Annotated in this window: 23 protein-coding genes; 8 read left to right on the forward strand and 15 right to left on the reverse strand. The window is 73.8% G+C overall.

Annotated features, from left to right (window positions below; translation table 11 throughout):
- Window positions 1-14: 14 nt before the first annotated feature.
- The gene (locus ACMXGY_RS19280) at window positions 15-1,271 is read right to left on the reverse strand and encodes a branched-chain amino acid ABC transporter substrate-binding protein (RefSeq protein ID WP_483774579.1); all 1,257 of its coding nucleotides are present in this window, start codon (window positions 1,269-1,271) and stop codon (window positions 15-17) included.
- Between the two features lie 860 nt (window positions 1,272-2,131).
- Between ACMXGY_RS19280 and cspE the strand changes: the two genes are divergently transcribed.
- Both cspE and ACMXGY_RS19290 read left to right on the forward strand, forming a co-directional pair.
- On the forward strand, window positions 2,132-2,335 hold the full coding sequence (cspE, locus tag ACMXGY_RS19285) for a transcription antiterminator/RNA stability regulator CspE (protein WP_047231069.1): 204 nt from the start codon (window positions 2,132-2,134) through the stop codon (window positions 2,333-2,335).
- Window positions 2,336-2,673: 338 nt separating this feature from the next.
- Window positions 2,674-3,420: a hypothetical protein gene (locus ACMXGY_RS19290; protein ID WP_483774580.1), complete on the forward strand. Its 747-nt coding sequence runs from the start codon at window positions 2,674-2,676 to the stop codon at window positions 3,418-3,420.
- Between the two features lie 40 nt (window positions 3,421-3,460).
- Here ACMXGY_RS19290 and ACMXGY_RS19295 read toward each other — a convergent pair whose 3' ends face one another.
- Genes ACMXGY_RS19295 through ACMXGY_RS19305 form a run of 3 tightly spaced genes read right to left on the reverse strand, consistent with a single transcriptional unit; the run spans window position 3,461 to window position 7,648 of the window.
- A complete protein-coding gene (locus tag ACMXGY_RS19295; RefSeq protein WP_483774581.1) occupies window positions 3,461-7,123 on the reverse strand; it encodes a TM0106 family RecB-like putative nuclease in 3,663 nt (1,220 codons plus the stop codon).
- Window positions 7,124-7,133: 10 nt separating this feature from the next.
- Entirely contained in the window at window positions 7,134-7,481 is a 348-nt protein-coding gene (locus tag ACMXGY_RS19300; RefSeq protein ID WP_483774582.1) for a hypothetical protein, read from the reverse strand.
- A complete protein-coding gene (locus tag ACMXGY_RS19305) occupies window positions 7,460-7,648 on the reverse strand; it encodes a hypothetical protein (protein WP_483774583.1) in 189 nt (62 codons plus the stop codon). Before ACMXGY_RS19305 ends, ACMXGY_RS19300 begins: the two co-directional genes overlap by 22 nt.
- A 115-nt stretch (window positions 7,649-7,763) precedes the next feature.
- Here ACMXGY_RS19305 and ACMXGY_RS19310 point away from each other — a divergent pair, with 115 nt between their 5' ends.
- Entirely contained in the window at window positions 7,764-8,576 is an 813-nt protein-coding gene (locus ACMXGY_RS19310) for a hypothetical protein (protein ID WP_483774584.1), read from the forward strand.
- 37 nt (window positions 8,577-8,613) lie between these two features.
- Here ACMXGY_RS19310 and ACMXGY_RS19315 read toward each other — a convergent pair whose 3' ends face one another.
- Complete coding sequence (locus ACMXGY_RS19315) at window positions 8,614-9,054, reverse strand: SRPBCC domain-containing protein (protein ID WP_483774585.1); 441 nt, start codon at window positions 9,052-9,054, stop codon at window positions 8,614-8,616.
- A gap of 215 nt (window positions 9,055-9,269) precedes the next feature.
- Between ACMXGY_RS19315 and ACMXGY_RS19320 the strand changes: the two genes are divergently transcribed.
- Window positions 9,270-9,485 (forward strand): hypothetical protein, encoded by a 216-nt coding sequence (locus tag ACMXGY_RS19320; RefSeq protein WP_483774586.1) that lies wholly within the window; start codon window positions 9,270-9,272, stop codon window positions 9,483-9,485.
- A 96-nt stretch (window positions 9,486-9,581) separates the two neighbouring features.
- Here ACMXGY_RS19320 and ACMXGY_RS19325 read toward each other — a convergent pair whose 3' ends face one another.
- From ACMXGY_RS19325 to ACMXGY_RS19350, 6 genes are all read right to left on the reverse strand, one after another.
- Complete coding sequence (locus tag ACMXGY_RS19325) at window positions 9,582-10,346, reverse strand: amino acid ABC transporter ATP-binding protein (RefSeq protein WP_483776909.1); 765 nt, start codon at window positions 10,344-10,346, stop codon at window positions 9,582-9,584.
- Window positions 10,347-10,405: 59 nt separating this feature from the next.
- Entirely contained in the window at window positions 10,406-11,440 is a 1,035-nt protein-coding gene (locus tag ACMXGY_RS19330) for an amino acid ABC transporter permease (protein WP_483774587.1), read from the reverse strand.
- Between the two features lie 147 nt (window positions 11,441-11,587).
- Complete coding sequence (locus tag ACMXGY_RS19335) at window positions 11,588-12,538, reverse strand: ABC transporter substrate-binding protein (protein ID WP_483774588.1); 951 nt, start codon at window positions 12,536-12,538, stop codon at window positions 11,588-11,590.
- A 215-nt stretch (window positions 12,539-12,753) separates the two neighbouring features.
- Entirely contained in the window at window positions 12,754-12,921 is a 168-nt protein-coding gene (locus ACMXGY_RS19340) for a methionine/alanine import family NSS transporter small subunit (protein ID WP_483774589.1), read from the reverse strand.
- Window positions 12,918-14,546 (reverse strand): sodium-dependent transporter, encoded by a 1,629-nt coding sequence (locus ACMXGY_RS19345; protein WP_483774590.1) that lies wholly within the window; start codon window positions 14,544-14,546, stop codon window positions 12,918-12,920. Before ACMXGY_RS19345 ends, ACMXGY_RS19340 begins: the two co-directional genes overlap by 4 nt.
- Window positions 14,547-14,739: 193 nt before the next feature.
- Complete coding sequence (locus ACMXGY_RS19350) at window positions 14,740-16,032, reverse strand: FAD-binding protein (protein WP_483774591.1); 1,293 nt, start codon at window positions 16,030-16,032, stop codon at window positions 14,740-14,742.
- 115 nt (window positions 16,033-16,147) lie between these two features.
- Between ACMXGY_RS19350 and ACMXGY_RS19355 the strand changes: the two genes are divergently transcribed.
- Window positions 16,148-17,038 carry a CPBP family intramembrane glutamic endopeptidase gene (locus ACMXGY_RS19355; RefSeq protein ID WP_483774592.1) on the forward strand — a complete coding sequence of 297 codons (891 nt, stop codon included), beginning with the start codon at window positions 16,148-16,150 and terminating at the stop codon, window positions 17,036-17,038.
- 16 nt (window positions 17,039-17,054) lie between these two features.
- Here ACMXGY_RS19355 and ACMXGY_RS19360 read toward each other — a convergent pair whose 3' ends face one another.
- The 3 genes from ACMXGY_RS19360 to ACMXGY_RS19370 are packed head-to-tail and all read right to left on the reverse strand — an operon-like array spanning window position 17,055 to window position 19,619.
- The gene (locus tag ACMXGY_RS19360; RefSeq protein ID WP_483774593.1) at window positions 17,055-17,696 is read right to left on the reverse strand and encodes a hypothetical protein; all 642 of its coding nucleotides are present in this window, start codon (window positions 17,694-17,696) and stop codon (window positions 17,055-17,057) included.
- A 49-nt stretch (window positions 17,697-17,745) separates the two neighbouring features.
- Window positions 17,746-18,933 carry a DNA glycosylase AlkZ-like family protein gene (locus ACMXGY_RS19365; protein WP_483774594.1) on the reverse strand — a complete coding sequence of 396 codons (1,188 nt, stop codon included), beginning with the start codon at window positions 18,931-18,933 and terminating at the stop codon, window positions 17,746-17,748.
- On the reverse strand, window positions 18,930-19,619 hold the full coding sequence (locus tag ACMXGY_RS19370) for an LmeA family phospholipid-binding protein (RefSeq protein ID WP_483774595.1): 690 nt from the start codon (window positions 19,617-19,619) through the stop codon (window positions 18,930-18,932). Before ACMXGY_RS19370 ends, ACMXGY_RS19365 begins: the two co-directional genes overlap by 4 nt.
- Window positions 19,620-19,737: 118 nt before the next feature.
- Here ACMXGY_RS19370 and ACMXGY_RS19375 point away from each other — a divergent pair, with 118 nt between their 5' ends.
- The 3 genes from ACMXGY_RS19375 to ACMXGY_RS19385 all read left to right on the forward strand — a co-directional run bounded on the left by ACMXGY_RS19375 (window position 19,738) and on the right by ACMXGY_RS19385 (window position 22,858).
- Window positions 19,738-20,523 (forward strand): LLM class F420-dependent oxidoreductase, encoded by a 786-nt coding sequence (locus ACMXGY_RS19375; protein WP_483774596.1) that lies wholly within the window; start codon window positions 19,738-19,740, stop codon window positions 20,521-20,523.
- Window positions 20,524-20,595: 72 nt separating this feature from the next.
- A complete protein-coding gene (locus tag ACMXGY_RS19380) occupies window positions 20,596-21,957 on the forward strand; it encodes a multidrug effflux MFS transporter (RefSeq protein ID WP_483774597.1) in 1,362 nt (453 codons plus the stop codon).
- A 106-nt stretch (window positions 21,958-22,063) separates the two neighbouring features.
- On the forward strand, window positions 22,064-22,858 hold the full coding sequence (locus ACMXGY_RS19385; protein WP_483774598.1) for a uracil-DNA glycosylase: 795 nt from the start codon (window positions 22,064-22,066) through the stop codon (window positions 22,856-22,858).
- Between the two features lie 88 nt (window positions 22,859-22,946).
- Here ACMXGY_RS19385 and ACMXGY_RS19390 read toward each other — a convergent pair whose 3' ends face one another.
- Window positions 22,947-23,111 carry a hypothetical protein gene (locus ACMXGY_RS19390; RefSeq protein WP_483774599.1) on the reverse strand — a complete coding sequence of 55 codons (165 nt, stop codon included), beginning with the start codon at window positions 23,109-23,111 and terminating at the stop codon, window positions 22,947-22,949.
- Window positions 23,112-23,208 lie beyond the last annotated feature (97 nt).

The raw sequence follows: 23,208 nt of genomic DNA on the forward strand, positions 1-23,208 counted from the left end.
CCGTCGTCGTCGGACTACTGGACCTCGTAGATCCAGATGAGCGCGGAAGCGAGCTCGCCCTTGTCGTCCCACTCGTAGGTGCGGGCGAGGCCCTCACCGGAGTAGTTCGCCACGTAGTCGATCATCGCCGCGCGGTCGGCCACGCCCGAGGCGATGCCGGTGAGCATGATCGTCGCGAGGTCGTAGCCCTCGACCGAGTACACGCCCGGCGCCTGGCCGGCCGACTCCTCGTACGTGGCCGCGAAGTCGTCCGGCGCGGGGCCGCACGGGCAGGAGAGGATCGCGCCCTCGGACGCGGCACCCGCCTGCGAGACGAACTGCGGGTCGTTCGTGCCGTCCGCCGAGACGAACGGGATGTCGACGCCACCGTCGCGCAGACCCTGCACGAACGGCGCGGCCTCGGCGTAGTAGCCGGCGTAGAACACGGCGTCGGCGTCGGCGCCCGAGATGATCTGGACGGCGGCGGAGAAGTCCTTGTCGCCCGTCTTCACCTCGGCGGCGCAGTCGGCGTTCGCCGCGTCGCCCAGGCCCTCGGTGATCTGCTGGGCCAGGCCGATGCCGTAGTCGGAGTTGTCGGAGACGACGCAGACGCTCGCGAACTCCTTCGTGTTCACGAGGTACTTCGCGACCGACGGACCCTGGACGGCGTCGTTGGCGAGACCGCGGAAGAAGTTGGTCCAGCCGTTGCCCGTGAGGTCGGGGTTCGTGGCCGACGCCGTGAGCGAGAGCAGGCCCGCCTGGCTGAACACGTCGCCCGTGGCCGCCGTCTCGCCCGAGAACGCCGGGCCGAGCAGGCCGATCACCGACGTGTCGCCCACGATCTGCGGCGCGACCTGCGTCGCCTTCTGCGGGTCGCCCTCCGTGTCGAACGGCTTGAGGGTCACCTGGCAGCCGGGGTTCGCCTCGTTGAAGGCGTCCACCGCGACCTGCGCGCCGTACTGGATGTTGAGGCCGAGCGCGGCGTTCGGGCCCGTGAGGGCACCGGCCATCGCGATCGACGTGCCCTCGGCGCACTCGGCGCTGCCGTCACCGGCCGGGTCGACCGGGTTGCCGGCCTCCGTCGCCTCGACCTCGGCACCCTCGATGTCGATCTGGACCGACGGGACGATGCTCAGCTCGGCCGAGCCGCCGCCGTCCTCCGTCTCGGTCGAGGTGCCGGTGGTCTCCTCGTCGCCGCCGCCCTGGGACTGGGGACCGCAGGCGGTGAGGACGAGAGTCGCCGCCAGGAGCAGGGCAGCACCCCCGCTCGCCCGTCGTGCTGTGCGATGCATGCCAACCTCCGTGGTCCAGATCCCCGCGGGGACGGCCCGAAGCCGCACTCCTCCGCGGTCGATCGCTGAGTTCAACACTGAATAGCGTGCTGAATAGTGACACAGGTCACGAGGGGACGAAACCCGCCCGCCGACGCGCCGTCCGGGGCTCCCCGCGGCATCTCGGGGGGCTCCGGACCCACGAATCGGCGAAAGGGGGCGCCCCCTGCGTTCCTGGGTGACGCGAACGTAGGCCGGACGGGTTTCGCGGACCGCATCCAGTTGTTACCGACTCGTAACGCAAGGGTCTCGTTTCGTTCCGTGCACGGTACGAAGCGGCCGGTCTCGCCCACGAGGACTGGTGGTCCCCGCGCCCCGCCGCAGTGGTACCGGAACGTCCTCGCCGAGCCCCGCGTCCTCGTGCGGACCGGGTGGCGCCCCGCGGCGCGGGCGATCGCCCGCACGCTCCCGCCCGAGGTCGCCATGCGTTCCCTCGAGGAGTACGCGGAGAGCACGCCCCCGGTCGTGGTCGGTCCTCGTGCCGGTGCTGGGCGAGCGGGCGGACTGGCCGCAGGACGGGGCGAGACGGACTCGCGCCGGGTGGTCCGGTCGTCGAGCTGAGGACGCTGGGACGATGACGACAGGCGCCGCGCGGGGCCGGATCGGCTCCTCGAAAAACGTCGCGGGGAACCCGTGGCCAACCCGGGGCATACCATGTACGGTTGTTCCCGAGATTGCAGTGCCTCGCTTGTCCTCGCGTCGACGTGACCACCACGTGGTGGGTGCCCGGCGGACCTTGTTACCCAAGAGTTGACGACGAACACCGTGATGTACTCCCCTGCGCCCGCGGGGGGTGTTTCCACACTCTTGAAGGAGTAACAATGGCTACCGGAACCGTGAAGTGGTTCAACAGCGAGAAGGGCTACGGCTTCATCGCCCCCGAGGACGGCTCCGCCGACGTGTTCGCGCACTACTCCGCGATCCAGTCGCAGGGCTTCCGCACCCTCGAGGAGAACCAGCGCGTCGAGTTCGACGTGACGCAGGGCCCCAAGGGCCCGCAGGCGGAGAACATCCGCGCGATCTGATCTTCCCGGTCACGGCTCGCCTCGCGTGAGCACGACCGGCTGATCGACCACCGAGTGCCCCTCGACCTCACGGTCGGGGGGCACTCGTGCGTCCGGAGAGGTACGCCGAACCCGCGGTTCCGGGTCACGACGCCCGCCGAACCCGGGGTTGTGGGTCAGACGGGCTCCCGATCGACCCGTAACCCCGGGTTCGGCGGGAGGCGGGGACGGCGCGTCGGGGTCGGCGTCGGGGCGGAACCGGCGAGGCGTGTGCGTCGTTGGTCCGGGAGTAGGCCCACCCGGCCACGACACCCGAGCGAGCGCTCGGCGCCCCGCCACCACGCACCGGAGGACGACACATGGGATTCCTGGACCGGCTGCTCGGCCGCGAGCCGCGCGACCCCTACGGCGCCCCGCAGCAGCAGAGCGGGTACCCGAACCAGTACCCCCCGCAGGACGCGACCGGGCCCGCGTACGGCAGCGCCCCGCAGGACGCGCGGACGGCGGGCCGCGGGCCGAGCGCGCCCCGCACGCCTGACCAGGTGGCGATCGACCGCTACCGGTACCTCCTGCGCACTGCCCCGCCGGACGCCGTCGAGCAGGCGCACGCCGAGGCGTTCGCCCGGCTCACCCCGGAGCAGCGCCGCCAGGTGCTCGCGGAGCTCGGCGAGCAGGTCCCGGCGGCCGAGCGCGCGCAGACGGACACGCCGCAGGACCTCGCACGCATGGCGACGCGTGCCGAGATGCGTCAGCCGGGCACGCTGGAGCGCACGTTCGCCGGACGCGGCGGCCCCGGTGCCGGGGGCCTCGGGTTCGGCGCGATGGTCGGGTCGAGCCTGCTGGGGACGATCGCGGGCGTCGTGATCGGCTCCGCCGTCGCGAACGCGCTCTTCGGGCCCGCGTTCGGCGACCCGAGCACGCCCGTCGCAGAGGACGCGGCGGCGGGCGGAGACCCCGGCTCGGAGGCCGGAGCCGAGAGCGGCGACACGGGCGGGGACGCTGGTGCGGTCGAGGCCTCGGGCGGCGACCCGGGCGCGGACGCCGACGGCGGCTTCGGTGACTTCGGCGGCGGGTTCGAGGACTTCGGGGGCTTCGGCGAGTTCTGAGCGAGAGGCACCGCGAGCGGCGAGGGCTCCCGCCCAGCCGCTACTCGCCCTGCGCGCCCAGGCCGAGGAACGCGCCGAGCTCCTCGAGGCTGCGAGGCGAGTGCGGGAGCAGGTCGGTGAGCTGCGGAGAGCGCACGACGACGGCCGCCCACTGGGCGCGCGACACCGCCACGTTGACGCGGTGGCGGGACAGCAGGAAGCCCAGCCCGCGGGAGACGTCGCGGCCCGACGACGCCGCGAGCGTGACGATCACGACCGGTGCCTCCTTGCCCTGGAACCGGTCGACCGTCCCGACCTCGACGTCCGGGTAGCCGGCGGCGGCGAGCGCGGCCCGCACGGTCCAGACCTGCGCGTTGTACGCCGCGACCACGAGGACGTCGCGCTGGTCCAGCGGGCGCTCGACGGGGACGCCGTCGACGGTCGAGGTCCAGCCGCGACCGAGGAAGCGTTCGACCTGGCGGACGACCTCCGCCGCCTCCTGCGGTGAGCGCACGGCGTTGCCCTCGTGCTCGACGAGCACCTGCTCGACGCCCGGCCGCACGCCGTCGAGCCTGCGCTCGGCCGCGACGGGGTGCGCGTGCAGGCGCTCCTCGTAGGACAGCGTCGACACGGCCGCGGCGAGCCGGGGGTGCATGCGCCAGGTGACGGGCAGGAAGTAGCCGCGCTCCGCCGGGAGCACGCCGTGCCCGTCCGTGAGCCACCCGAGCGCGGACCGGTCGACCGGCTCGGGGTGCTTGCCCTGACTGACCTGCGGAAGCTGCTGGGGGTCGCCGAGGAGCAGCAGGCGTCGCGCCGCACGGGAGACCGCGACGGTGCTCGCGAGGGAGAACTGCCCGGCCTCGTCGACGACGAGCAGGTCCAGCGCGCCCTCGGGCAGACGTTCGGCGGCGAAGTCCCACGCGGTCCCACCGACGACGCGCGGCCCGGGCCCGACGGCGAACTCGGCCAGGTGCGCGCCGTCGAGCTCGGCGCACACCGCGCGCGGCGACGGGCCCTCGCCCGCGAGCTTCTTGGCGACGATCTCGGGCGGTACCCCTGCCCCGAGCACGACGGCCCGGAGCATGTTCTCGACCACCGCGTGCGACTGCGCGACGACGCCGACGCGCCACCCCTGCGCGACGAGCCGCGCGACGACACGCGAGCCGACGTACGTCTTGCCCGTCCCGGGGGGCCCCTGCACGGCGACGTACGAGTCGTCGAGCCGCTCGAGCGCCGTCGTGACGGCCGCGACGACGTCGCCGTCGACGACGGCGGGCAGCACGTCCGGCCGCTCGCCCGCGCCGGTCGCGAGGAGACGCGGCGGACGCCGGAGGAGCAGGTCGGTCGCGGCACCCGGCGGAAGCTCGCCCGTCGTCCGCCAGGAGGCGAGCGCGCGTCGGGCCGCCGTCTCTGCGGCGGCCTCGAGCGGCTTGGTGCCCGGCGGGGGCGAGGGCGTGAGCGCGACGGGCACCGCGTCGAACGGCTCGGCGGAGCGCGGGAGCTGTTCGCGCACCAGCAGCACGTCGCGCTCACCGCCGGGCGCCGCCCGGCGGCCCGCCTCGACGACGGTCGCGCCCGTGAGCCACCCGCGCACGCCGTCCGCGGAGGTCTTGGCGCACGACGGGGGCGGCGGGTCGTACAGCACGTACGGCGAGACCCCGACGCGCAGGTCGCTGCCTTCGGGCAACCTCCCGACCAGCTCGATCCGGCGCGACCAGGTCTGGCGACCCGGCTCGACCTCCCACCCGGACACGACCTCGGCCTGCTCCACGAGGAACGCGTTGCGGCGCCCGAGCCACTCGTCCGGCGGCAGCGAGAGCCGCGAGTAGTGCTCGTGCCAGAACGGCTTGGCCTCCCGGCGGTAGTACCCGACGGCCGCCCCGTACATCGCGAGCGCCTGCCCGACGTCGTCCCGCCGCGCCCGGTCCTCCCCGACGACGCCCCGGATCTCCTCCTCGAGCAGCACCCCGGCCGACCGCTCCCGCCCGGCTTCCCCGTCCGCCGAGCCGCCGCCCTCCGGCGAGACGGCGGACGAGGCCGCACGGCCACCATCCACCGTCGTCGCGGGATCGACCACGGGAGAGGCGACGGCCTCCCGCAGGAACTCGGCCAACCGCAACGTCGACACGCAGTCGTACCGGTTGTAGTCCGCGATCCCGCGCAGGAGCTCGTCGGCCTCGTCGTCGCGCCCAGCGTCGCGGAGCGCCGTGTACTCGGCGTACGCGACGACGGACGCGGCGGCGGTGGTGACGTCGCCGGTGCGCAGCTCGTCACCCATGTAGAGCGGCTCGAGCTTCTTGAGCGAGCGCGACTTGTCGGAGACGTGCAGCGCCTGCCGCACGACGGTGTAGAGGTCGACGAGGACGCCGTCGCGCAGGAGGTCGTCGACCTCCTCCTCGTAGACGCCGTGCCGTGCGGCGATGGCGAGCAGGTGCGCGCGCTCGTAGTCGGCGTAGTGGTAGACGTGCAGGCCGGGGTGCGCGCGGCGGCGCGCGTTGACGTGGTCGACGAACGCGACGAGGGCGTCGCGCTCGGCGGCGAGGTCGTGCGCCCACAGCGCGTGGAACGGTGGGCGGTCTCCCGGGGTCGCCGGGCGCTCGACCCACCCGAACAGGTAGTCGATCCCCCAGCTCGACCCGCCGGCGTCGGTCCAGAGCGGGTCGCCCTCGAAGTCGAAGAAGATGTCTCCGGGGTCAGGTGCGGGCAGCGCGAGCACGGGCGTCGGGTCGTCGATGCGCCAGGAGAGCTCGTGCGGGCCGGACGCGTCGGCCCACACGACGGTGCCGTCGGACGGCCCGGTGCCGAGCTGGAGGGCGGCCTGGCGCCGGACGCGCTCGAAGGTCGACGCGCTCATCCCGTCGGGTGCGGCGGCACCGTCCGGCACCGCCGCGAGGTCGTCGATGGTGCGGATGCCCGCGGCGTGCAGGCGTGCGCGCTGCCCCGCGTAGACGCCGCCCACGAGCAGGACGTCGCGGTGCGCCGCGATCTGCTCGCGGCACCGGTCGCAGCGCCCGCACGCGCGCACGTCGGGGTCGTCCCACGGCGCGCGCCCGTCGCGCGCGAGGTGGCCGGCCGTGAGGCGCAGCAGGTGGGCCCGGCGGTCGTGGAAGACCGGGAGGAGGTCGGCGAGGCGGTGCGTCGTGCGCTCGCCCGTCCCGAGGACGAGGGACGCCTCGGGGTCGACCGGGACGCCTGCGCCGAGGAGCTGGTCGGCGTACGCCGCGAGCTGGAGCAGCGCGGGGACCTTGGCGCGGCGCGCGAGCTTGGCGTCGACGACGGCGTAGCGCGCCGCCCCGGCGTCGTCGGTACCCGTCCGCACGAGGAAGTCCGCACGGCCGTGGAACGTACCGTCGAAGAACGCGGCCTGGTGCACGACGTCGGCCCCGGCCTCGAGGGCGGCGAGGGTCCTGGCCTGCGCGGCGACGAGCTCGTCCCACGACAGGTGGCGCGGCGGCTCGAGGCGCACGACCCCACGGCCGGTGACCGGGTCGAACGGCCCGTGCTCGGCCTCGTACCGCGCGAGGACCTCCTGCTCGTGGCGCTCCCCCAGCGCTGCGGTGCGTGCGAGCATCTCGTCCTCGACCGGCTCGCCGCGAGGCGCGCGCCCGAGCTGCTCGTCGAGCCGGCTCAGGAACCGGAACTCGCAGTCGGCGGCCACGACGAGGTCGCTCGCCGAGTGCACGACGACGTCGGTCCGTGGCGCGGGCTGGTCGACGAGGAACATGCTTGTCGTTCTACCAGCGACCACCCACGTCGACCTCGTCCGCCGTCTCGTGCGCACGTGGCTGCTCGGGCAGCGCGCCCGCGCCGTAGACCACGACCGCGACGCCGTCCCGCAACGGGCAGGAGGAGAACGTGAAGCAGGTCTCCTCGAGGTAGCCGGAGCGCTCCATGAACAGCGGCTGGTCGATGGTCCAGGTCGGCTCGGCCGACCGTCGCACGGACGCGAGCAGGACGCCGATGTCGTCCCAGGTCTCCGCCCACACCGTACGGGCCGGTGCCCCCATCGCACCGGGATGCTTGTCGGTGCCGAACGTCGCGCGGTAGCCGTCGTTGTAGATCATGGTGAGCTCGGGTCCCACGCGATCGTGGCCGGGAAGCGGGTGCTGAAGCACAGGTCGACGGCCGAGCGCAGGGCCGAGGGCCACGTCGACGGCGGACCGAGCGGGGTCGCCGCCCCGTCGACCTCGGCGGCGAGCTGACCGGCGGTTGTCGCCGCAGTCGCCCGGACGGACCATCCGGGTCTCACCGCAGCAGGCTAGGAGCCCCGACCGTGCTCGCGCGGGCGACGATTCGTGCCTCGGGCCCCGCCTGCACCATAGTGTTCCCGTCGATCGCGCCCTCGTGGTGCCGAAGGAGGTCCCATGGCCGTGCGGTTCGTGCCGCCTCCCGGGTGGCCCGTGCCCCCGGGGTTCTCCCCCACGACGGACTGGCACCCCGACCCGTCCTGGCCGCCGCCCCCACCGGGCTGGGTGTTCTGGGTGGACGACGACGGAGCCACGGCCACGGAGGCTCCCGCGCCCACGCGCCGCTCGATGCGCGAGCGCGGGCCCGTCGTCGACCACCCTCAGGTCGGGTCGACGATGGTCCTGCCCGCCCTGGCGCTCGGGGATCTCGAGCCACGGCCTGCGGCTCCTGCGCCGCCCGTCCCGGCGGCCGCGGCACGCGAGCACCGCCCGCCGGCCGCGGTCCTCGGCCCCCTGGCCCTCCCCGCGGCCGACGACGACGGCGAGCAACCTCCGGAGCGCGGTCGCCGCTGGCTCGTCCCGACGGCGGTCGGACTCGCGGGGGTCGCCGTGGGTCTGCTCGTGGGCATCGGCCTCACGCTCTCCGCCCAGGGCGAGGCGGAACAGGCGAAGGCGGAGGCGCAGCGCGTGCAGCAGGAGGTCGCCGCCGAGCGTGCCCAGCTCGAGAGCGAGCGGGCGGACCTCGACGCGCAGCGCGCCGAGATCGACGCCGCGACGACCGCTCTCACCGAGCGCGAGGCCGCCGTCGCGAAGGCGGAGAAGGACGCCGCGGACCGGCAGAAGGAGCTGGACGAGAAGAAGTCGGAGCAGGACCAGCAGCAGAACCCCGGGAACGGGAACCAGAACGGGGGCCAGGACGGCAACGGCGACGACGGGTCGGGCGAGGACGACGGCGGCTGGGGCTGGGGAGACTGGGGCTGGACCGGCTGATCCCGGCCGACGACGCCGCGGCGCCCGGACGCGCGGCCTACTTCTCCGGCTCCGGGTGCTCGGCGAGGAACGCGTAGCGGCTGAGGATCCGGGGCCAGTGCGCGAAGCGTGACCGAGCCCGCTCGCTCCCCGGCGTCCACCCGCCGTGCTCGAAGCGGAGCGCGGTGCCGGTGCCGGTCGGCCGGAGGTCCAGGCGGACGAGCGAGGCGCTCCCCGGCGGCTGGGCGAGCGTGAGGGTGTGGGCGAGGTGCGCCGTCGGCTCCCAGAGCGTGACGCGCCCCCACTCGTCGTCGGCGTCCCCGTGCGTCGCGACGACCCGGCCGCCGACCTCGGGCTCGACGACGAGGCCCGAGAAGGACGCGGCGTCGGACGAGTACCCGGGCGGCCACCACTCGCCGATCCGGTCGACGTACGTGTCGAACGCGACGTCGACAGGGCATGCCAGCCGCAGCTCGTGGACGATCGGGGCGAGGCTCATGGGGTCCTCCCGGCACATCCCGGACGCTGCTTCGACCCGGGCGACGACTCGGCTCAGGACTGCATCGAACCGCGCCAGGGCGAGGTGCGCCACCGGTCGCCCGCGGCACGTTCTCGCGACGGCTGCGCGACGAGCGCGCGGTCTCCACGAACGTCTCACCGACACGTCACCGCTTCCGGTCGCGGGACGCACGCCGGTCACCGAAGGTGGGTACCGTGCTGACGCGATCCACCACCTCCCCGACGCCCGACAGCGAGACCCCGATCTACGACGCCCTCGTGGTCGAGCACGAGAACATGCTCCCCCTCGTCCACCTCGGCCGGGCGCTGAGCGGCGAGATGGTGACGGTGGCCCGTCCCGCGGGCCTGGAGCCGCGTCTTCTCGCGCAGCACGACGCGCCGGCCCTCCCCCGCCGCCGCCGCGCGAGCTGAGCCGACCGGACCTCTCGCGCCGCGCGAACCCCGGTTTGTGGGTCGCGGGAGCGCCGAACCCGCCCGCAACCCCGGGTTCGGCGGCGGACTGAGCCCCTACAGCACGTGCGCGAGGAACGAGCGCGTGCGCTCGTGCTGTGGGTCGCCGAGCACCTGGTCGGGCGTGCCCCGCTCGACGATGACACCCTCGTCCATGAACACGACCGTGTCCGCGACCTCGCGCGCGAAGCCGATCTCGTGCGTCACGACCATCATCGTCATGCCCGAGCGCGCGAGGTCGCGCATGACGGCGAGCACCTCGCCGACGAGCTCGGGGTCGAGGGCCGACGTCGGCTCGTCGAACAGCATGAGCTCGGGGTCCATCGCGAGCGCCCGGGCGATCGCGACGCGCTGCTGCTGGCCGCCGGAGAGCTGCGCCGGGTAGTGGTCGGCGCGGTCGGCCAGGCCGACGCGCTCGAGCAGCTCGGTCGCCCGTGCGCGGGCCTGCGCCCTGCTCAGCCCGCGCACCTGGACCGGTGCCTCCATGACGTTCTCGACCGCCGTCATGTGCGGGAAGAGGTTGAAGCGCTGGAACACCATGCCGATGCGCGAGCGCTGCCGCGCGACCACCTTGGGGTGCAGGCGGTACAGGCGCGACCGGCCGTCCTTCGTGACCTCGCGGTAGCCCATGAGCTCGCCGTCGACGCGGATGCGGCCGCCCGTGATCTCCTCGAGCTCGTTGACGCACCGCAGGAGCGTCGACTTGCCCGACCCCGACGGTCCCAGCACGACGCACACCGAGCCGCGCGGCACCTCGAGGTCCACGCCCCGCAGGACGTGCACGTCGCCGAACATCTTGTGCAGGCCGTCGACCCGGACCATGGGTGCGTCTGCGGTCGTCGTGCCCGACTCGTCGAGGCCGGTGGCGTCGTGCGTCCCGCTCACGGGGTCACCTCCAGGAAGGGGTCGCGCTTGATGGTGCCGGACGCCGCGATGAGCTCCTGCTTGCTGGGCTTGCGCCGACCGCCGCCCGGGCCGCCGCGCCCGCGCCGTCGGGCGCCCGTCTGCGTGCCGAAGCCGCGACCGTAGTACCGCTCGACGTAGTGCTGGCCGATCATGAGGATGCTCGTGATGAGCAGGTACCAGATCGCCGCGACCATGAGGAGCGGGATCGGCAGGAACGTGCGGTTGCCGATCGCGTTCGTCGCGAACGTGAGGTCGAGCGTGAACGGGACCGCGAGGACGAGCGACGTCGTCTTGAGCATGGAGATCGTCTCGTTGCCCGTCGGCGGGACGATGACGCGCATGGCCTGCGGCAGGACGATGCGCGTGAGGATCTTGCCGTCCTTCATGCCGAGCGCCTTGGCGGCCTCCGCCTGGCCCGGGTCGACCGACCCGAGGCCGGCGCGGACGATCTCGGCGAGGTACGCGGCCTCGTTGAGCGCGAGCCCGAGCATCGCGGCCCAGAACGCGGTGATGACGTCCTGCGTGCGGAACTCGAAGAACTCCGGCCCGAACGGGATGCCGAGGCTCAGGCGCGGGTAGAGCACCGCGAGCAGACCCCAGAACACGAGCTGCGTGTAGATCGGGGTGCCGCGGAAGAACCAGATGTAGGCCCAGCTCACCGACGTCATGACCGGGTTGTCGGACCGCCGCATCACCGCGAGCAGCACGGCGAGGACGATCGCGATCGCCATGGACCCGAACGTCAGCACGAGCGTCCAGCCGACGCCGCGCACCACGTTCACGTCGCGCAGGTACAGCCAGACGACGTCCCACCGGAACTTCTCGTTCGTCACCAGCCCGTGGATCGCCATCGCCCCGAGGACGAGCAGCGCGACCGCGGAGATCCAGCGCCCGGGGCGCGGGACGGGACGGGCGTGGATGCGGTCGGGCACCGGGTCGGACGTCGTCCTGTGCTGGGTGTCGTGCGCAGTGTCGCGGACGGGATCGTCGACCGGGTCAGGTCGGGTCATGATCCACCTCGGGGTCTCGGGCTCCGGGCAGGAGCGGCCGTCGCGGGAGCGCCGTCGCGCCCGCTGACGACCAGTGTGCCGGTCGCGGGCGCCCGTACCGTGCCGGGCGCCCGCGACGGGCGGGTCAGGTCAGGATCGGACCGGCGTTCAGCCGACCGACGGGTTGATCTCGGCGGTGTCGAGGGCCGCGTCGCCGCTGCCCCAGCCGTCGAGCACCTCGACGAGCTGGCCGCTGTCCATGAGGGACTGCAGCGCCGCCTGGATCGCGGCGGCGAGGTCGGTGGCGTCCTTCGCCACGACGATGCCCTGCGGCGCGGAGTCGAACACCTCGCCGAGCTGCTCGATCTGGCCGCCGGTCTGCTCGATCGCGTAGCCGACGACCGGGGAGTCCGCGTACATGACCTGCGCCTTGCCGCCGACGAGGTTCGTCGTGGCGTCGGCCTGGTTGTCGTACTGGAGGATGTCGATGGCCTCCTCGCCGGCCGCCTCGCACTCCTGGCTCTGCACGGCGATGTCGTCGTCCTGGATCGTCCCCGTCTGCACGGCGACGGTGACGCCGCACAGGCTCTCGGGGTCGATGTCGTCCGGGTTGCCCGACGCCACGGCGTAGGCCGAGCCCGCGTTGAGGAAGGAGATCATGTTCGACTCCTGCATGCGCTCCTCGGTGATGGTGAACGAGGAGATGCCCGCGTCGTACTTGGTGCCGAGGGCGGGGATGATCGCCGGGAAGTCGGCGGACTGGATCTCGACCTCGAGGCCCAGCGTCGCGCCGACCGCCTTGATGACGTCGATGTCGAAGCCGACCGGCGTCGTGCCGTCGTCGCCGATGAACTCGGCGGGCGCGTACTCCGTGTTCGAGCCGACCGTGAGCGTGCCCGCGGACGCGACGTCCTCGGGGAGCAGCGCGGCCGCTGCCTCGTCGACCTCGATCGTCGAGGGGTCGAACGACGGGGCCGCCGACGTCTCGCCGTCGGTGCCGCCGGTCGGGTCGTCGGACCCGCTCTGCGACGCGTCGGTGCACGCCGTGAGCAGGAGGGCGCTCGTCGCGGCGAGCGCGACCAGGCCGGTGAGGGGAAGCTTGCGCGGGGTCGTACGCATGAGATCTCCGATCGGGGGTGGGCCGGGCAGGGGCAGCGTAGACACCGATCGTCTCTGTCGTGTTACGTCGGCACCCGGCACGAGGCTGGGGAACGTACGGGGAACAGAGGACCCGGCGGTGCGCAGCACCTGCGCACGAGTGTGCGGGAACGGTGGCCGTGTCACCAAACCCGGACGCGCATCGGTGCCGAACCGTGACGATCCGCCGTCGCCGCCTACGTGTCGCGCTCGAGGGGCGCGGCGTCCTCACGGCGGTCGTCCACGCCGCCCGGTGGGTACTCCGTGCGCTCCGGGTGCGCCCGCAGCCGCAGGATCGCGGCGACCAGCCCACCCCACACGACGACGATCGCGAGCACGAGCAGGACCACGGCCGACGCGCTCATCGCGCCACCTCCTCGTCGCCGGTGGCGCTGCCCGACGGCGTCCGACGGCGTCCGGCGTCGGGGTCAGCCGGCGGGTACGGCGGCCACGCCACGAAGTCGTCCGGGCTGTGGCGCCAGCGCATCGCCGTGAGCACGAGCGCGCCGAGCACGATGAACGCGATGGCGCCCCAGCCGACCAGGGCGAGGTACCACGCGGGGTAGCCCTCGTAGCCGTCCACGAGGAGCGTGACGATCCGCGACACGAGCATGTACCCGAGCACGAGCGGTGCGAGCACGGCGACGAGCACCTGCCACCACGCGCCGAGGCGGAACGTCGAGACGGCGTTGAGGTGGTAGCGCAGCTCGGGTCCACGCCGCAGCACCCACAGGAGGAGGATCGTCATGAGGACCGCGGAGCCCACGATGCCGACGTTGTTCGCCCACTGGTCGGCGGTGTCGAGCGCGATGAGCCCGGTCGTCGTGGAGAAGAGCAGCACCGAGATGACGGCGCTCACCACGCCGAGGCGCACGGACGCCTGACGCGGCGACCAGCCGAACTTCTCCTGGAAGCCCGCCGACACGACCTGGAGGATCGACAGCAGGGACGTGAACCCCGCCATCGCGAGGGAGCCGAAGAACAGCGCGCCGAAGATCGGCCCGCCCGGCATCTGCGACACGATCGCGGGGAACGTGACGAACGACAGGATCGGACCGCTGATGCCCTCGAGCTCGCCCACCGCGATGCCCTGCTCGTGCGCGAGGAACCCGAGCGTCGCGAACACCCCGATGCCCGCGAGGATCTCGAACGACGAGTTGGAGAACGCGACGACGAGGCCCGGGGTCGTGAGGTTCGCACGACGCTTGCGGTAGGACGCGTACGTGATCATGATCCCGAACGCGATGGACAGCGAGAAGAAGATCTGGCTGTAGGCCGCGATCCACACGTTCGCGTCGCCGAGCGCCGACCAGTCCGGCGTGAACAGCGCGTTCAGCCCGTCGGCCGCGCCCTCGAGGAACAGCGACCGCACGACGAGCACCGCGAACGCGAGGACCAGCAGCGGCAGGAACACCGTGTTGGCGCGCTGGACGCCCTTCGCGACGCCCGCCGCGAGCACGACGATCGTCACGACCCACACCGCGACGAGCGGGATCAGCACCCCCGGAACGAAGTCGAGGCTCACGCCCGGGTCGGCGAGCTGCAGGTAGTCGCCGGTGAAGAACGCCGCCGGGTCGTCGCCCCAACGCAGGTCGAACGAGAAGACGAAGAAGCTCACGGCCCACGCGATGACCGCGGTGTAGTAGAGCGCGATGACGAAGCAGATCATCACCTGGAACCAGCCGAGCCCCTCGAGCCAGCGCGCGATCCGCCGGAACGCCGTCGGGGCGGAGCCCCGGAACCGGTGCCCGACCGCGTAGTCGAGGAACAGGATCGGGATGCCCGCCGTCAGCAGGGCGACGAGGTACGGGACGAGGAACGCGCCGCCCCCGTTCTCGTACGCCACGCCGGGGAAGCGCCAGATGTTGCCCAGCCCGACGGCCGAGCCGATGGCCGCGATGATGAAGCCGACCTGGCCGGTCCACTCCTCCCGGGGCTGCTCCGTCCTCGGTGTCGGCGACGCTCCGCCGGTCGTTCCCGTCGCTGCCACGGTCCTCCTCGGTGCCGTGCCCGTTCGCACGTCGCGCGAGGGCGGCGCGTCGGCGGGCCTGTCAGGTGCTCGTTCGACCGTAACGACGCCCGGGGTCCCGTGCGAGCCGAACGCCGGCGTGACGTGCCGAACCCCGGGTTGCGCGTCGATCCGGCCCACCGATGACGTGGAACCCCGGGTTCGGCGTCGGAGGTCAGCCGGCGAGCAGGCGTTCGACGTACCCGCCGAGGAACCGTCCCTGCGGGTCGTAGCGCTGCGCGAGCACGCCGAAGTCGTCGAACCGGGGGTAGAGCGCGGCGACGGAGCCCGGGTCGTGGACGAGCGCGTGCGAGAGCTTGCCCCAGTGCGGGCGCGCGCCGAGCGGCAGGAGCGCGGCCTCGAGGTCGGGCAGGACGCGCGCGACGTCGTCGGGCAGGGGCTTCCACGTGAGGTGGACGGCGACCGTCGGGCCGTCGAACGGGCTGAGCCACAGCGGCTCCGCGTCGGCCGCGACGGTGCGGATCTCCCCCACCTGCAGCAGCGGCGTGACGCGCGGACCGAGGTCGCGCATCGCCGAGAACGCGTCCTGCGCCCGGTCGCGCGGCACGAGGTACTCGGACTGCAGCTCCGCGCCGTTGCTCGGCGTGAAGTCGAGCCGGAAGTGCGGCAGGCGTTCGTTCCACGGCCCGGGCTCGCCGAGCTGAGGCGTGCAGTGCACGGGGTCGATGCCCGGCAGCGGGTGCAGCATCGTCGTGGCGGGCGTCGACCCGAAGAGCTCGGCGCGCGCCGCACCGGACTCGCCCGGTGCGAGGCGCGACTTGCGCCAGACCTGCTGCACGCCGTCCGGCCCCCAGTCGGTGAAGAGGCTCACGGAGTACGCCGACGCGGTGAGCTCGTCGTAGTGCGCCGTCACCACGTCCCACGACAGCCCGACGTGCACGTCCTGGCGCACGTCGAACGTCGGGACCGTCGCGAGCTCGAGCCGCGTCACGACCCCGAGCGCGCCGAGCGCCACCACCGCGCCGGGGAAGTCCTCGTCCCCACGGCGCAGGGTGCGGAGCTCGCCGTCGCCCGTGACGAGCTCCAGCCCGACGACGGCGCTCGCCAGCGAGCCGACCGCGTCACCCGAGCCGTGGGTCGCCGTCGCGACGGACCCCGCGACCGAGATGTGCGGGAGGGACGCGAGGTTCTCGAGGGCGCGGCCCGCGGCCTGGACGTGGCGCGTGACGTCGCCGTAGCGCAGGCCCGCCGCGACCGACACGACGCCTGACGCGGCGTCGACCTCGACGGGCAGGCGGCCGTCGTCGTACCGGTCGAGGACGACGTGCGTGCCCGTCGTGTCCGCGACGTCCCCGAACGAGTGCCGCGACCCGAGCGCCTTGACCCGCGGCGAGCGCCGCACGACGGCGGCGAGCTCGTCGGGCGTCGCGGGGTGCACGACCTCGGCGGAGGAGTACGTGAGGTTGCCGGCCCAGTTCGTGGGGCGCGCGGCGTCGGTCGTCGTCACAGGTCAACCCTGCCATCTGCGACCGGCGGTCGGGCGACGAGGCGGGGGCTGTCCCCACCCCGCGTCGGGGGCGTCCCTGGCTCCGCCGGAGGGACGGCCTCGGTTGGATCGAGTCATGACGACGAGCGCACGCCCCCGACCCCACCCCGTGACGCGGCGACCTCCCGCGCACCCGGCACCCGCCGGTGCAGCCCGGCCGCGCGGGCCGCGCAGCCCGCTCCGCGGCGGTCTCGGGGTGTTCTGGGCGCTCGCGTTCGCCCTGGCCTGGGTCCCTTGGGGCGCTGCCTGGCTGCTCGGCGGCGACATCGCGGACCCGGCCGTGTTCACGCTCTACGCGATCGGCGGGTTCGGGCCGAGCCTCGCGGCGGTCGTGCTGTGGTGCACGGGGCGCCGCAGCCCGCGCGTGCTGCAGTGGGGGGCCGTCGGCCGCTGGCTGCCGGCCGCCGTCGGGATCGGCGCGGCCCCGGCGGTCGTGGCGACGCTCGTGACGCCGGTCCTCGGCGGGCCGACGGCGGACCTGTCCGCCGGGGTCGCCGCCGTCGCCGCCGCGGGCGGGCCCCTGCTGTTCGCGCTCGTCTCCCTCTTCGCCGGCCCGCTCTCGGAGGAGCTCGGGTGGCGCGGCTACGCGCAGCCTCGCCTGCGCCGTCGGCTCTCGCCGCTCCTGACGTCGGTGGTGCTCGGTGCCGTCTGGGCGGCGTGGCACCTGCCGCTGTTCTTCCTCATGGGCACGTTCCAGTCGGAGCTGGGGCTCGCGAGCGTCGCAGGGGTCGTGTTCCTGCTCGCGATGATCCCGATGTCGCTGACGTACTGGCTGGTCAGCGAGCGCCTGCGCGGCGGTGTCCCCGCAGCGGTGGCGCTGCACCTCGTGGGCAACGTCGCGCTGACGCTCCTGGCGCTGACGTCACCCGTCGCGATGACGGTGTACGTCGGCGTGGTCGTCCTGGCGGCGGTCGTCGTCCACCTGGTCACGCGTCCGTCGGACGCCGGAGACACGCCGCGACGGTGAGCGCGGCGGCCGCACGTCACGGGGCGACGAGGTCCACGGCCTGCTCGGCGAGGACCTCGCCGGTCTCGGCGTCGAGCACGACGACCGTCGGCGATGCGAACCAGTAGAGGTCCGGCGGGACGTAGTCCGGGACCCCGGTGCACGTGCGGCGGTCGAAGGTCTCGATCACGGTACGGGTCGTCGTCTCGACGGTCGCCGTCACCGGGTGGTCGAGGACCTGCTGCGGCCACCTCTCGACGGGCAGCCAGCCGCCCGTGCTGCTCACCGGGGTGCCGTTCCACCAGCCCTCGATGCCGCCGAGCTGCGTCGGCTCGCCGTCCTGCCCGAGGACGGTGAGCGGCGTCCCGCCGGAGGCTACGGCGCCCGAGCAGTGCTGGACCCCGTTCGTGTCGGCGGCGGGGGCGGGCGTCTCTTCGTCGATGGCAGCGGGGGTCTCCTCGGCGGTCGAGGACGAGCCGGGCGTCGTCCCCACGCCGGCGGCGGCCGCGGCGCCGCCCGCGGACGTGTCGCTCGGGTCCGTGCCGCCTGGGCCGTCGAGCAGCAGCGCCACCCCGACCACCCCCGCGACGGCGACCGCGAGCGCGCCGACCACGAGCGCCGTCGGCCGCGGTCGGCGCGTCGCCCTGAGCGAGACCTCGACTGATCCCTGATCCGGCATGGCTCCCCCTGTCCCGGCCGCCCTCGGCCGTCCCGTGACTGCCCGAACCCTACCGACCGGCGGGGCGCACGGGCAGGTCCCAGTGCTCGGAGACGGCGGCGACCTGGTCGTCGAACGCCGCTGCCTCCGCAGCCGTCGGCTCCCGGCGCCACTGCGGCTCGACGGCGACGTCCCGCGCCCCGACGACCCAGCGCCACCGGCCGACCACGACCCCGTCGACCGCGATCCCGTGGATGAAGGAGCCCAGCCGGTCGCCCAGGTCCACACCGGGCGCGACGGCCACGCCGCGACTGTCGAAGTAGGACATGAGCAGCTCGTCGTAGCTCTGCAGCAGGTCGACGACGGGCCGGTCCGGGTCCCCGTCCGGTGCGACCGCGCCCACGAACGGTTCGGGCTCGAGCACGCGTCCGCCGGGGTCCGCGAGGCGCCACAGCGTCATCCCGTCGAGCACACCGGAGCCGGGCACCGCCACGACCTCCTCGCCGAGCAGGCCGAGCGCATGCCGCACGTCGGTGAGCGTGAACCCCGACCACTGCGCCACGTCCTTGACGGTCGCGTAGGCGCGGCTCGCGAGGTAGCGCCGCACGAGCTCGACGAGCGCGGCATCCCGGTCGAACCGCTCGCCGAGCGGCCCGTAGCCCGCCGGCACGCGGTCGTCGAAGGCCGCGTAGGTCTGCTGCTTGCCTGCGAGCGGGCCGCTGATCACGAGCCGGTCGAGCTCGGCGCGCATGAGCACGTACCCGAGCGCGATGCCCTCGAGCGGGCGCCCGTGCGCGGCGAGCACGTCGGCGAGCTCGCGCCGCGTGCGCGGGCCCTCGGCGAGAGCGGCGAGCACCAGGTCGGTCTCGGCCGTGTGGTCCGCCGTCCCGACCTGCCGGTACATCGTCCCGTTGGTCCGGTGCACCCGGGGCGCGCTGAGCTCGAGGAGCCAGCGGGCGTCGTCGGGCTGCACGAGGTGCCACGTGGGGCGCAGGACGTGCGTGCGCAGCACCTCGCCGCGGTCGCACGCCGCGACCGCCCCGGCGGCACCCGGCCGCACCGCGGGACGCAGCCGCCGCGTGAGCCCCCACAGCGACGGGTGGAACTCCTGCCCCTGCACCGCCACGAGGTGCCCGACGGCGGTCGGCACGTCCGGCAGGTCGGGCGACCGCAGGCGGTGCGCGGCGAGGCGCGCGGCGAGCACGTGGCGCCCGTCGACCGGCGGCGCGCCCGCGGGCGGGCCGGGAACCGCGGTCACGAGGCCACCAGGTCCTCGGCGACGATGTCGGTCCCGCTGACCGCGACCCGCACCCCGCCCTCGGCGACGGCCACGGACTCGAGCACGACGCCGTCGGGCAGGTCGAGCGGGACGCGCAGGTCGGAGAGCGCACGGGTGATGCCCGACGGGAGGTCGTCGACGGACACGACCCCCAGAGCGGTGCGGACCGCGACGACGTCCACCGCGAGCTCCGCCGGTCCGGCGACGCGCGGCGTGACGTCGACGGTGATCTCGGCGCCGAGCAGGTCGAACGCGAGCGCGAGCACGTCGCCGGTCGCGGTGACGCCGACGTCGAGGCCCGACTGCTCCGCGACGATCTCCTGGAGCGAGTCGTCCGCGATGACGCCCGAGGCGGTCCCCGAGGCGATCCGGTACGGCTCCGACGTGCTCACGCCGTCCGCCTCGACCTGCAGGTCGGAGATCGCGTACCCGCCGAACGACGCCGTGTCGGCCGAGCCGGTGACGTGCGTCAGCTCGCCGCGCGCGAGCTGCGTGAGGAACGGGAAGCCCGTGATGTCGAGCTGTGCCCCGGCGACGTCGTCCGCCTGCTGCTCGAACGCCGTCACCGCTCCGCTCTCCGCCGACCGGACGGCGACGCGGTCGGCGACCACCGCGACCACGACGAGGACCACGAGCGTCACGAGCAGGCCGACCAGTCGTTTCATGCGCCCACCCTAGGTCCGCCGATCACGACCTTCCTGCCGTCGCCGGCCCGATCGCGGCACGAACCTCGTTCTCGCGGGCGGCTGTCGTCATGCTCGACCGGGACGTAGATTGCCGGTCATGACCTCTCCCCGGCACCCCTTCCGCATCGGTGTCCAGCTCCAGCCGCAGCACGCCGACTACGCCCAGCTCCGCGACGCCGTCCTGCGCGCCGAGGACCTCGGCGTGGACGTGATCTTCAACTGGGACCACTTCTTCCCGCTCTCGGGCGACCCCGACGGCAAGCACTTCGAGTGCTGGACCATGCTCGGCGCCTGGGCCGAGCAGACCGAGCGCGTCCAGATCGGCGCGCTCGTGACCTGCAACAGCTACCGCAACCCCGACCTGCTCGCGGACATGGCCCGCACGGTCGACCACATCAGCGGCGGCCGGCTGATCCTCGGGATCGGCGCCGGCTGGTTCGAGAAGGACTACGACCGGTTCGGCTACGAGTTCGGCACCGCCGGCTCGCGCATCGCCGACCTCGCCGAGGCACTGCCGCGGATCAAGGCGCGCTGGGCGGAGTCGAACCCCGCGCCGACGCGCGAGATCCCCGTGCTGATCGGCGGCGGCGGCGAGCGCAAGACCCTGCGCATCGTGGCCGAGCACGCGGACGTGTGGCACTCGTTCGGCGACGCGGAGACGCTCACGCGCAAGAGCGCGATCCTCGACGAGCACGGCGCGGCCGTCGGGCGCGACACCGCGGCGCTCGTCGAGCGCTCCGTCGCGGTGTCCCGGCCGCCGTCGGAGTCGGCCGAGGCGCTCGTCGCGGCCGGCGCCACGCTGCTCACCGTCGGCACGAGCGGCCCCGACCACGACCTCTCGCTCGTCAAGGAGTGGGTCGCCTGGCGCGACGCGCAGGGCTGACGCCGGCGTCTCACCATGTGATCGCGTACGGCGTCCCGGAACAGCGCCGCCGGTCGCGGGGTTGCGCTTCTCATGGCCTCGACTCCCCCCGCGACCCTCGCGCCGACCGCGCCCGTCGCGACCGCCTCACCCGAGCTGCCCGCCGCGACCGTGCCGGCAGCCTCGGCACCGGCGAGCACGTCCACGAGGCCCGCGCGCATCAGCGCGGGCCTCGTGCTGCTCCTGTCCGCCCTCACCGCGATCGGTCCGCTGACGATCGACCTCTACCTCTCGGCGTTCCCCCTCATCGTCGACGAGCTCGGCACGACGGAGTCGCGCGTCCAGCTCACGCTCACCGCGACGCTCGCCGGTCTCGCGCTCGGCCAGCTCCTCATCGGCTCGGTGTCCGACGCGATCGGTCGCCGCGCACCCCTGCTCGTGTCTCTCGCCGTCTACGTCGCCGCGTCGGTCGGCATCGTGTTCGCCGGCTCCGTGGCGATGCTCACGGGACTGCGGTTCGTGCAGGGCCTCGCCGCGGCCGCCGGGATGGTGCTGTCGATGGCCATCGTGCGCGACCTGTTCGACGGCATCCAGATCGGCAAGGTCATCGCGCGGCTCATGCTCGTCGTCGGCGTCGCGCCGATCCTCGCGCCGACCATCGGCGCCCAGTTCCTGCGCCTCGGGTCGTGGCGCGGCATGTTCGTCGCGCTCGCCGTCGTCGGGGTCGCGCTGTTCGTGATCGTGCTGCTGCGCCTGCGCGAGTCGCTGCCCGTCGAGCGGCGGCGCTCGGGCGGGACGATGTCGGCGCTGCGCTCCTACGGCTCGCTCGTGACCGACTGGTCGTTCATCGGCCTCGCGCTCATCTCGGGCTTCTACATGGCCGCGATGTTCACCTACATCTCGGCGTCGACGTTCGTGTTCCAGGACTTCTTCGGCATGTCGGCGCAGCAGTACGCGATCGTGTTCGGCGTCGGCGCGGTGTCGGTGACCGCGGGCAGCCAGATCAACGGCGCGCTCGTGGGCCGCGTCGCGCCCGAGCGCATCCTGCAGGCCGCGATCGCCGCCGGCTTCGTGCTCTCCGGCGCCCTCCTCGTCGCCGCGCTCGCGGGCGGCGGGCTCGCGTGGCTCGTCCCGCTCATCGTCCTCACGCTCGGGACCGCGGGCTTCGTCATGCCGTCCGTGCCCGCCGTCGCGCTCGAGCGCAACGCGCACCGCGCCGGGAGCGCGGCCGCGCTGCTCGGTGCGCTGCAGTTCGGCGTCGGCGCGGTCGTCGCGCCGGTCACGGGCCTGCTCGGCGGCTCGCCCCCCGTGACCATGGCCGCGGTGATGTTCGGCGTCGTCACGGTCGCCGGGGTGCTCCTGCTCGGGGTCCGGCGCACGTTCGGCGCCCCGATCGCCGCCGACGACGCGGTGGCACCCACGCCCACGGCGGCCGTCGCCGACGTCCGCGCCTGAACCACCCGCCCGACCACGACTCTGCGCACGGTCGAGCACGACGTTGCTGTCGTTATCCAACGGATAACGACAGCAACGTCGTGCTCGGCGCGAAGATGGGGACGTGATGCACGACCGGACCCCGGACGACCCCGGCTACCCGCTCGCCGTCCGCGACGCGCCGACGCTCGCGGCGCTCGACGCGCACCTCGTCGAGTGCCGGGCCTGCCCGCGCCTCGTCGCGTGGCGCGAGCACGTCGCCGAGGTGAAGCGCGCGTCGTTCCGCGAGGACGACTACTGGGCCCGCCCGGTGCCGGGCTTCGGGGACGAGCGGGCGGGGATCGTCGTCGTCGGGCTCGCGCCCGCCGCGCACGGCGCGAACCGCACCGGACGCATGTTCACGGGCGACCGCAGCGGAGACTTCCTCTTCGCCGCGATGCACCGCACGGGCCTCGCGAACCAGGCGACGTCGGTCTCGGCCGACGACGGCCTGAGGCTCTCCGGCATCCGCGTCACCGCGCCCGTCCGGTGCGCCCCGCCCGACAACAAGCCGCTCCCGGAGGAGCGGCGCCGCTGCGGTCCCTACCTGGAGCGCGAGATCGAGCTGCTCGACGAGACCGTGCGCGTGGCGGTCGTGCTCGGAGGCTTCGGGTGGCAGGCGCTGCTGACGACGCTCGCCGAGCAGGGCTGGGACGTGCCCCGGCCGCGGCCCCGGTTCGCGCACGGCGCGGAGGTGACGCTGCGGCGTCGTGCACCCGGGGTGCCCGACGGCGGGCGCGCGCCCGGGGTGCAGACCCTCACCCTGCTGGGGTGCTTCCACGTGAGCCAGCAGAACACGTTCACGGGCCGGCTCACGCCGCAGATGCTCGACGCCGTGCTGCTGCGGGCGCGCGACCTCGCCGGCCTGGGTACGCCTGCCTGACCGATCCCCGAGTGATGCACTTCCGGCCGAGTGATGCACGCGGGAGTGCATCGCTCGTCCGGAAGTGCATCACTCGCCGACCGCGCGGCTACCGGGCAGCGGTCGCGGGCGACTGCCGCCGCGGGGCGTCCGCCCACCGGCGACGCTCAGCGACGCGTGGCGCGACACGTCCCACCAGACGCAGCTGCTCGCGGCGCTCGATGACCTCCATCCGCCGCAGCTCACGCTCGAGCGGGGACGATGCTGCTGACATGCTGATCTCCTTCGACGGCACCGGGCGTTCCTCTCTGCCCGCGGCGGGCGTCCACCCGGTCATGACGCGCGACGACCCGCAACCGTCGGGTCGCCCG

This window comes from Cellulosimicrobium sp. G4 BAM 1002 (assembly GCF_057126935.1).

Bases quoted from the DNA above. Each gene is read 5' to 3' on its own strand.
- ACMXGY_RS19280 (WP_483774579.1), bottom strand. From the start codon at position 1,271: ATGCATCGCACAGCACGACGGGCGAGCGGGGGTGCTGCCCTGCTCCTG.
- cspE (WP_047231069.1), top strand. From the start codon at position 2,132: ATGGCTACCGGAACCGTGAAGTGGTTCAACAGCGAGAAGGGCTACGGC.
- ACMXGY_RS19290 (WP_483774580.1), top strand. From the start codon at position 2,674: ATGGGATTCCTGGACCGGCTGCTCGGCCGCGAGCCGCGCGACCCCTAC.
- ACMXGY_RS19295 (WP_483774581.1), bottom strand. From the start codon at position 7,123: ATGTTCCTCGTCGACCAGCCCGCGCCACGGACCGACGTCGTCGTGCAC.
- ACMXGY_RS19310 (WP_483774584.1), top strand. From the start codon at position 7,764: ATGGCCGTGCGGTTCGTGCCGCCTCCCGGGTGGCCCGTGCCCCCGGGG.
- ACMXGY_RS19315 (WP_483774585.1), bottom strand. From the start codon at position 9,054: ATGAGCCTCGCCCCGATCGTCCACGAGCTGCGGCTGGCATGCCCTGTC.
- ACMXGY_RS19325 (WP_483776909.1), bottom strand. From the start codon at position 10,346: ATGGTCCGGGTCGACGGCCTGCACAAGATGTTCGGCGACGTGCACGTC.
- ACMXGY_RS19330 (WP_483774587.1), bottom strand. From the start codon at position 11,440: ATGACCCGACCTGACCCGGTCGACGATCCCGTCCGCGACACTGCGCAC.
- ACMXGY_RS19335 (WP_483774588.1), bottom strand. From the start codon at position 12,538: ATGCGTACGACCCCGCGCAAGCTTCCCCTCACCGGCCTGGTCGCGCTC.
- ACMXGY_RS19340 (WP_483774589.1), bottom strand. From the start codon at position 12,921: ATGAGCGCGTCGGCCGTGGTCCTGCTCGTGCTCGCGATCGTCGTCGTG.
- ACMXGY_RS19355 (WP_483774592.1), top strand. From the start codon at position 16,148: ATGACGACGAGCGCACGCCCCCGACCCCACCCCGTGACGCGGCGACCT.
- ACMXGY_RS19360 (WP_483774593.1), bottom strand. From the start codon at position 17,696: ATGCCGGATCAGGGATCAGTCGAGGTCTCGCTCAGGGCGACGCGCCGA.
- ACMXGY_RS19370 (WP_483774595.1), bottom strand. From the start codon at position 19,619: ATGAAACGACTGGTCGGCCTGCTCGTGACGCTCGTGGTCCTCGTCGTG.
- ACMXGY_RS19375 (WP_483774596.1), top strand. From the start codon at position 19,738: ATGACCTCTCCCCGGCACCCCTTCCGCATCGGTGTCCAGCTCCAGCCG.
- ACMXGY_RS19380 (WP_483774597.1), top strand. From the start codon at position 20,596: ATGGCCTCGACTCCCCCCGCGACCCTCGCGCCGACCGCGCCCGTCGCG.
- ACMXGY_RS19385 (WP_483774598.1), top strand. From the start codon at position 22,064: ATGCACGACCGGACCCCGGACGACCCCGGCTACCCGCTCGCCGTCCGC.
- ACMXGY_RS19390 (WP_483774599.1), bottom strand. From the start codon at position 23,111: ATGTCAGCAGCATCGTCCCCGCTCGAGCGTGAGCTGCGGCGGATGGAG.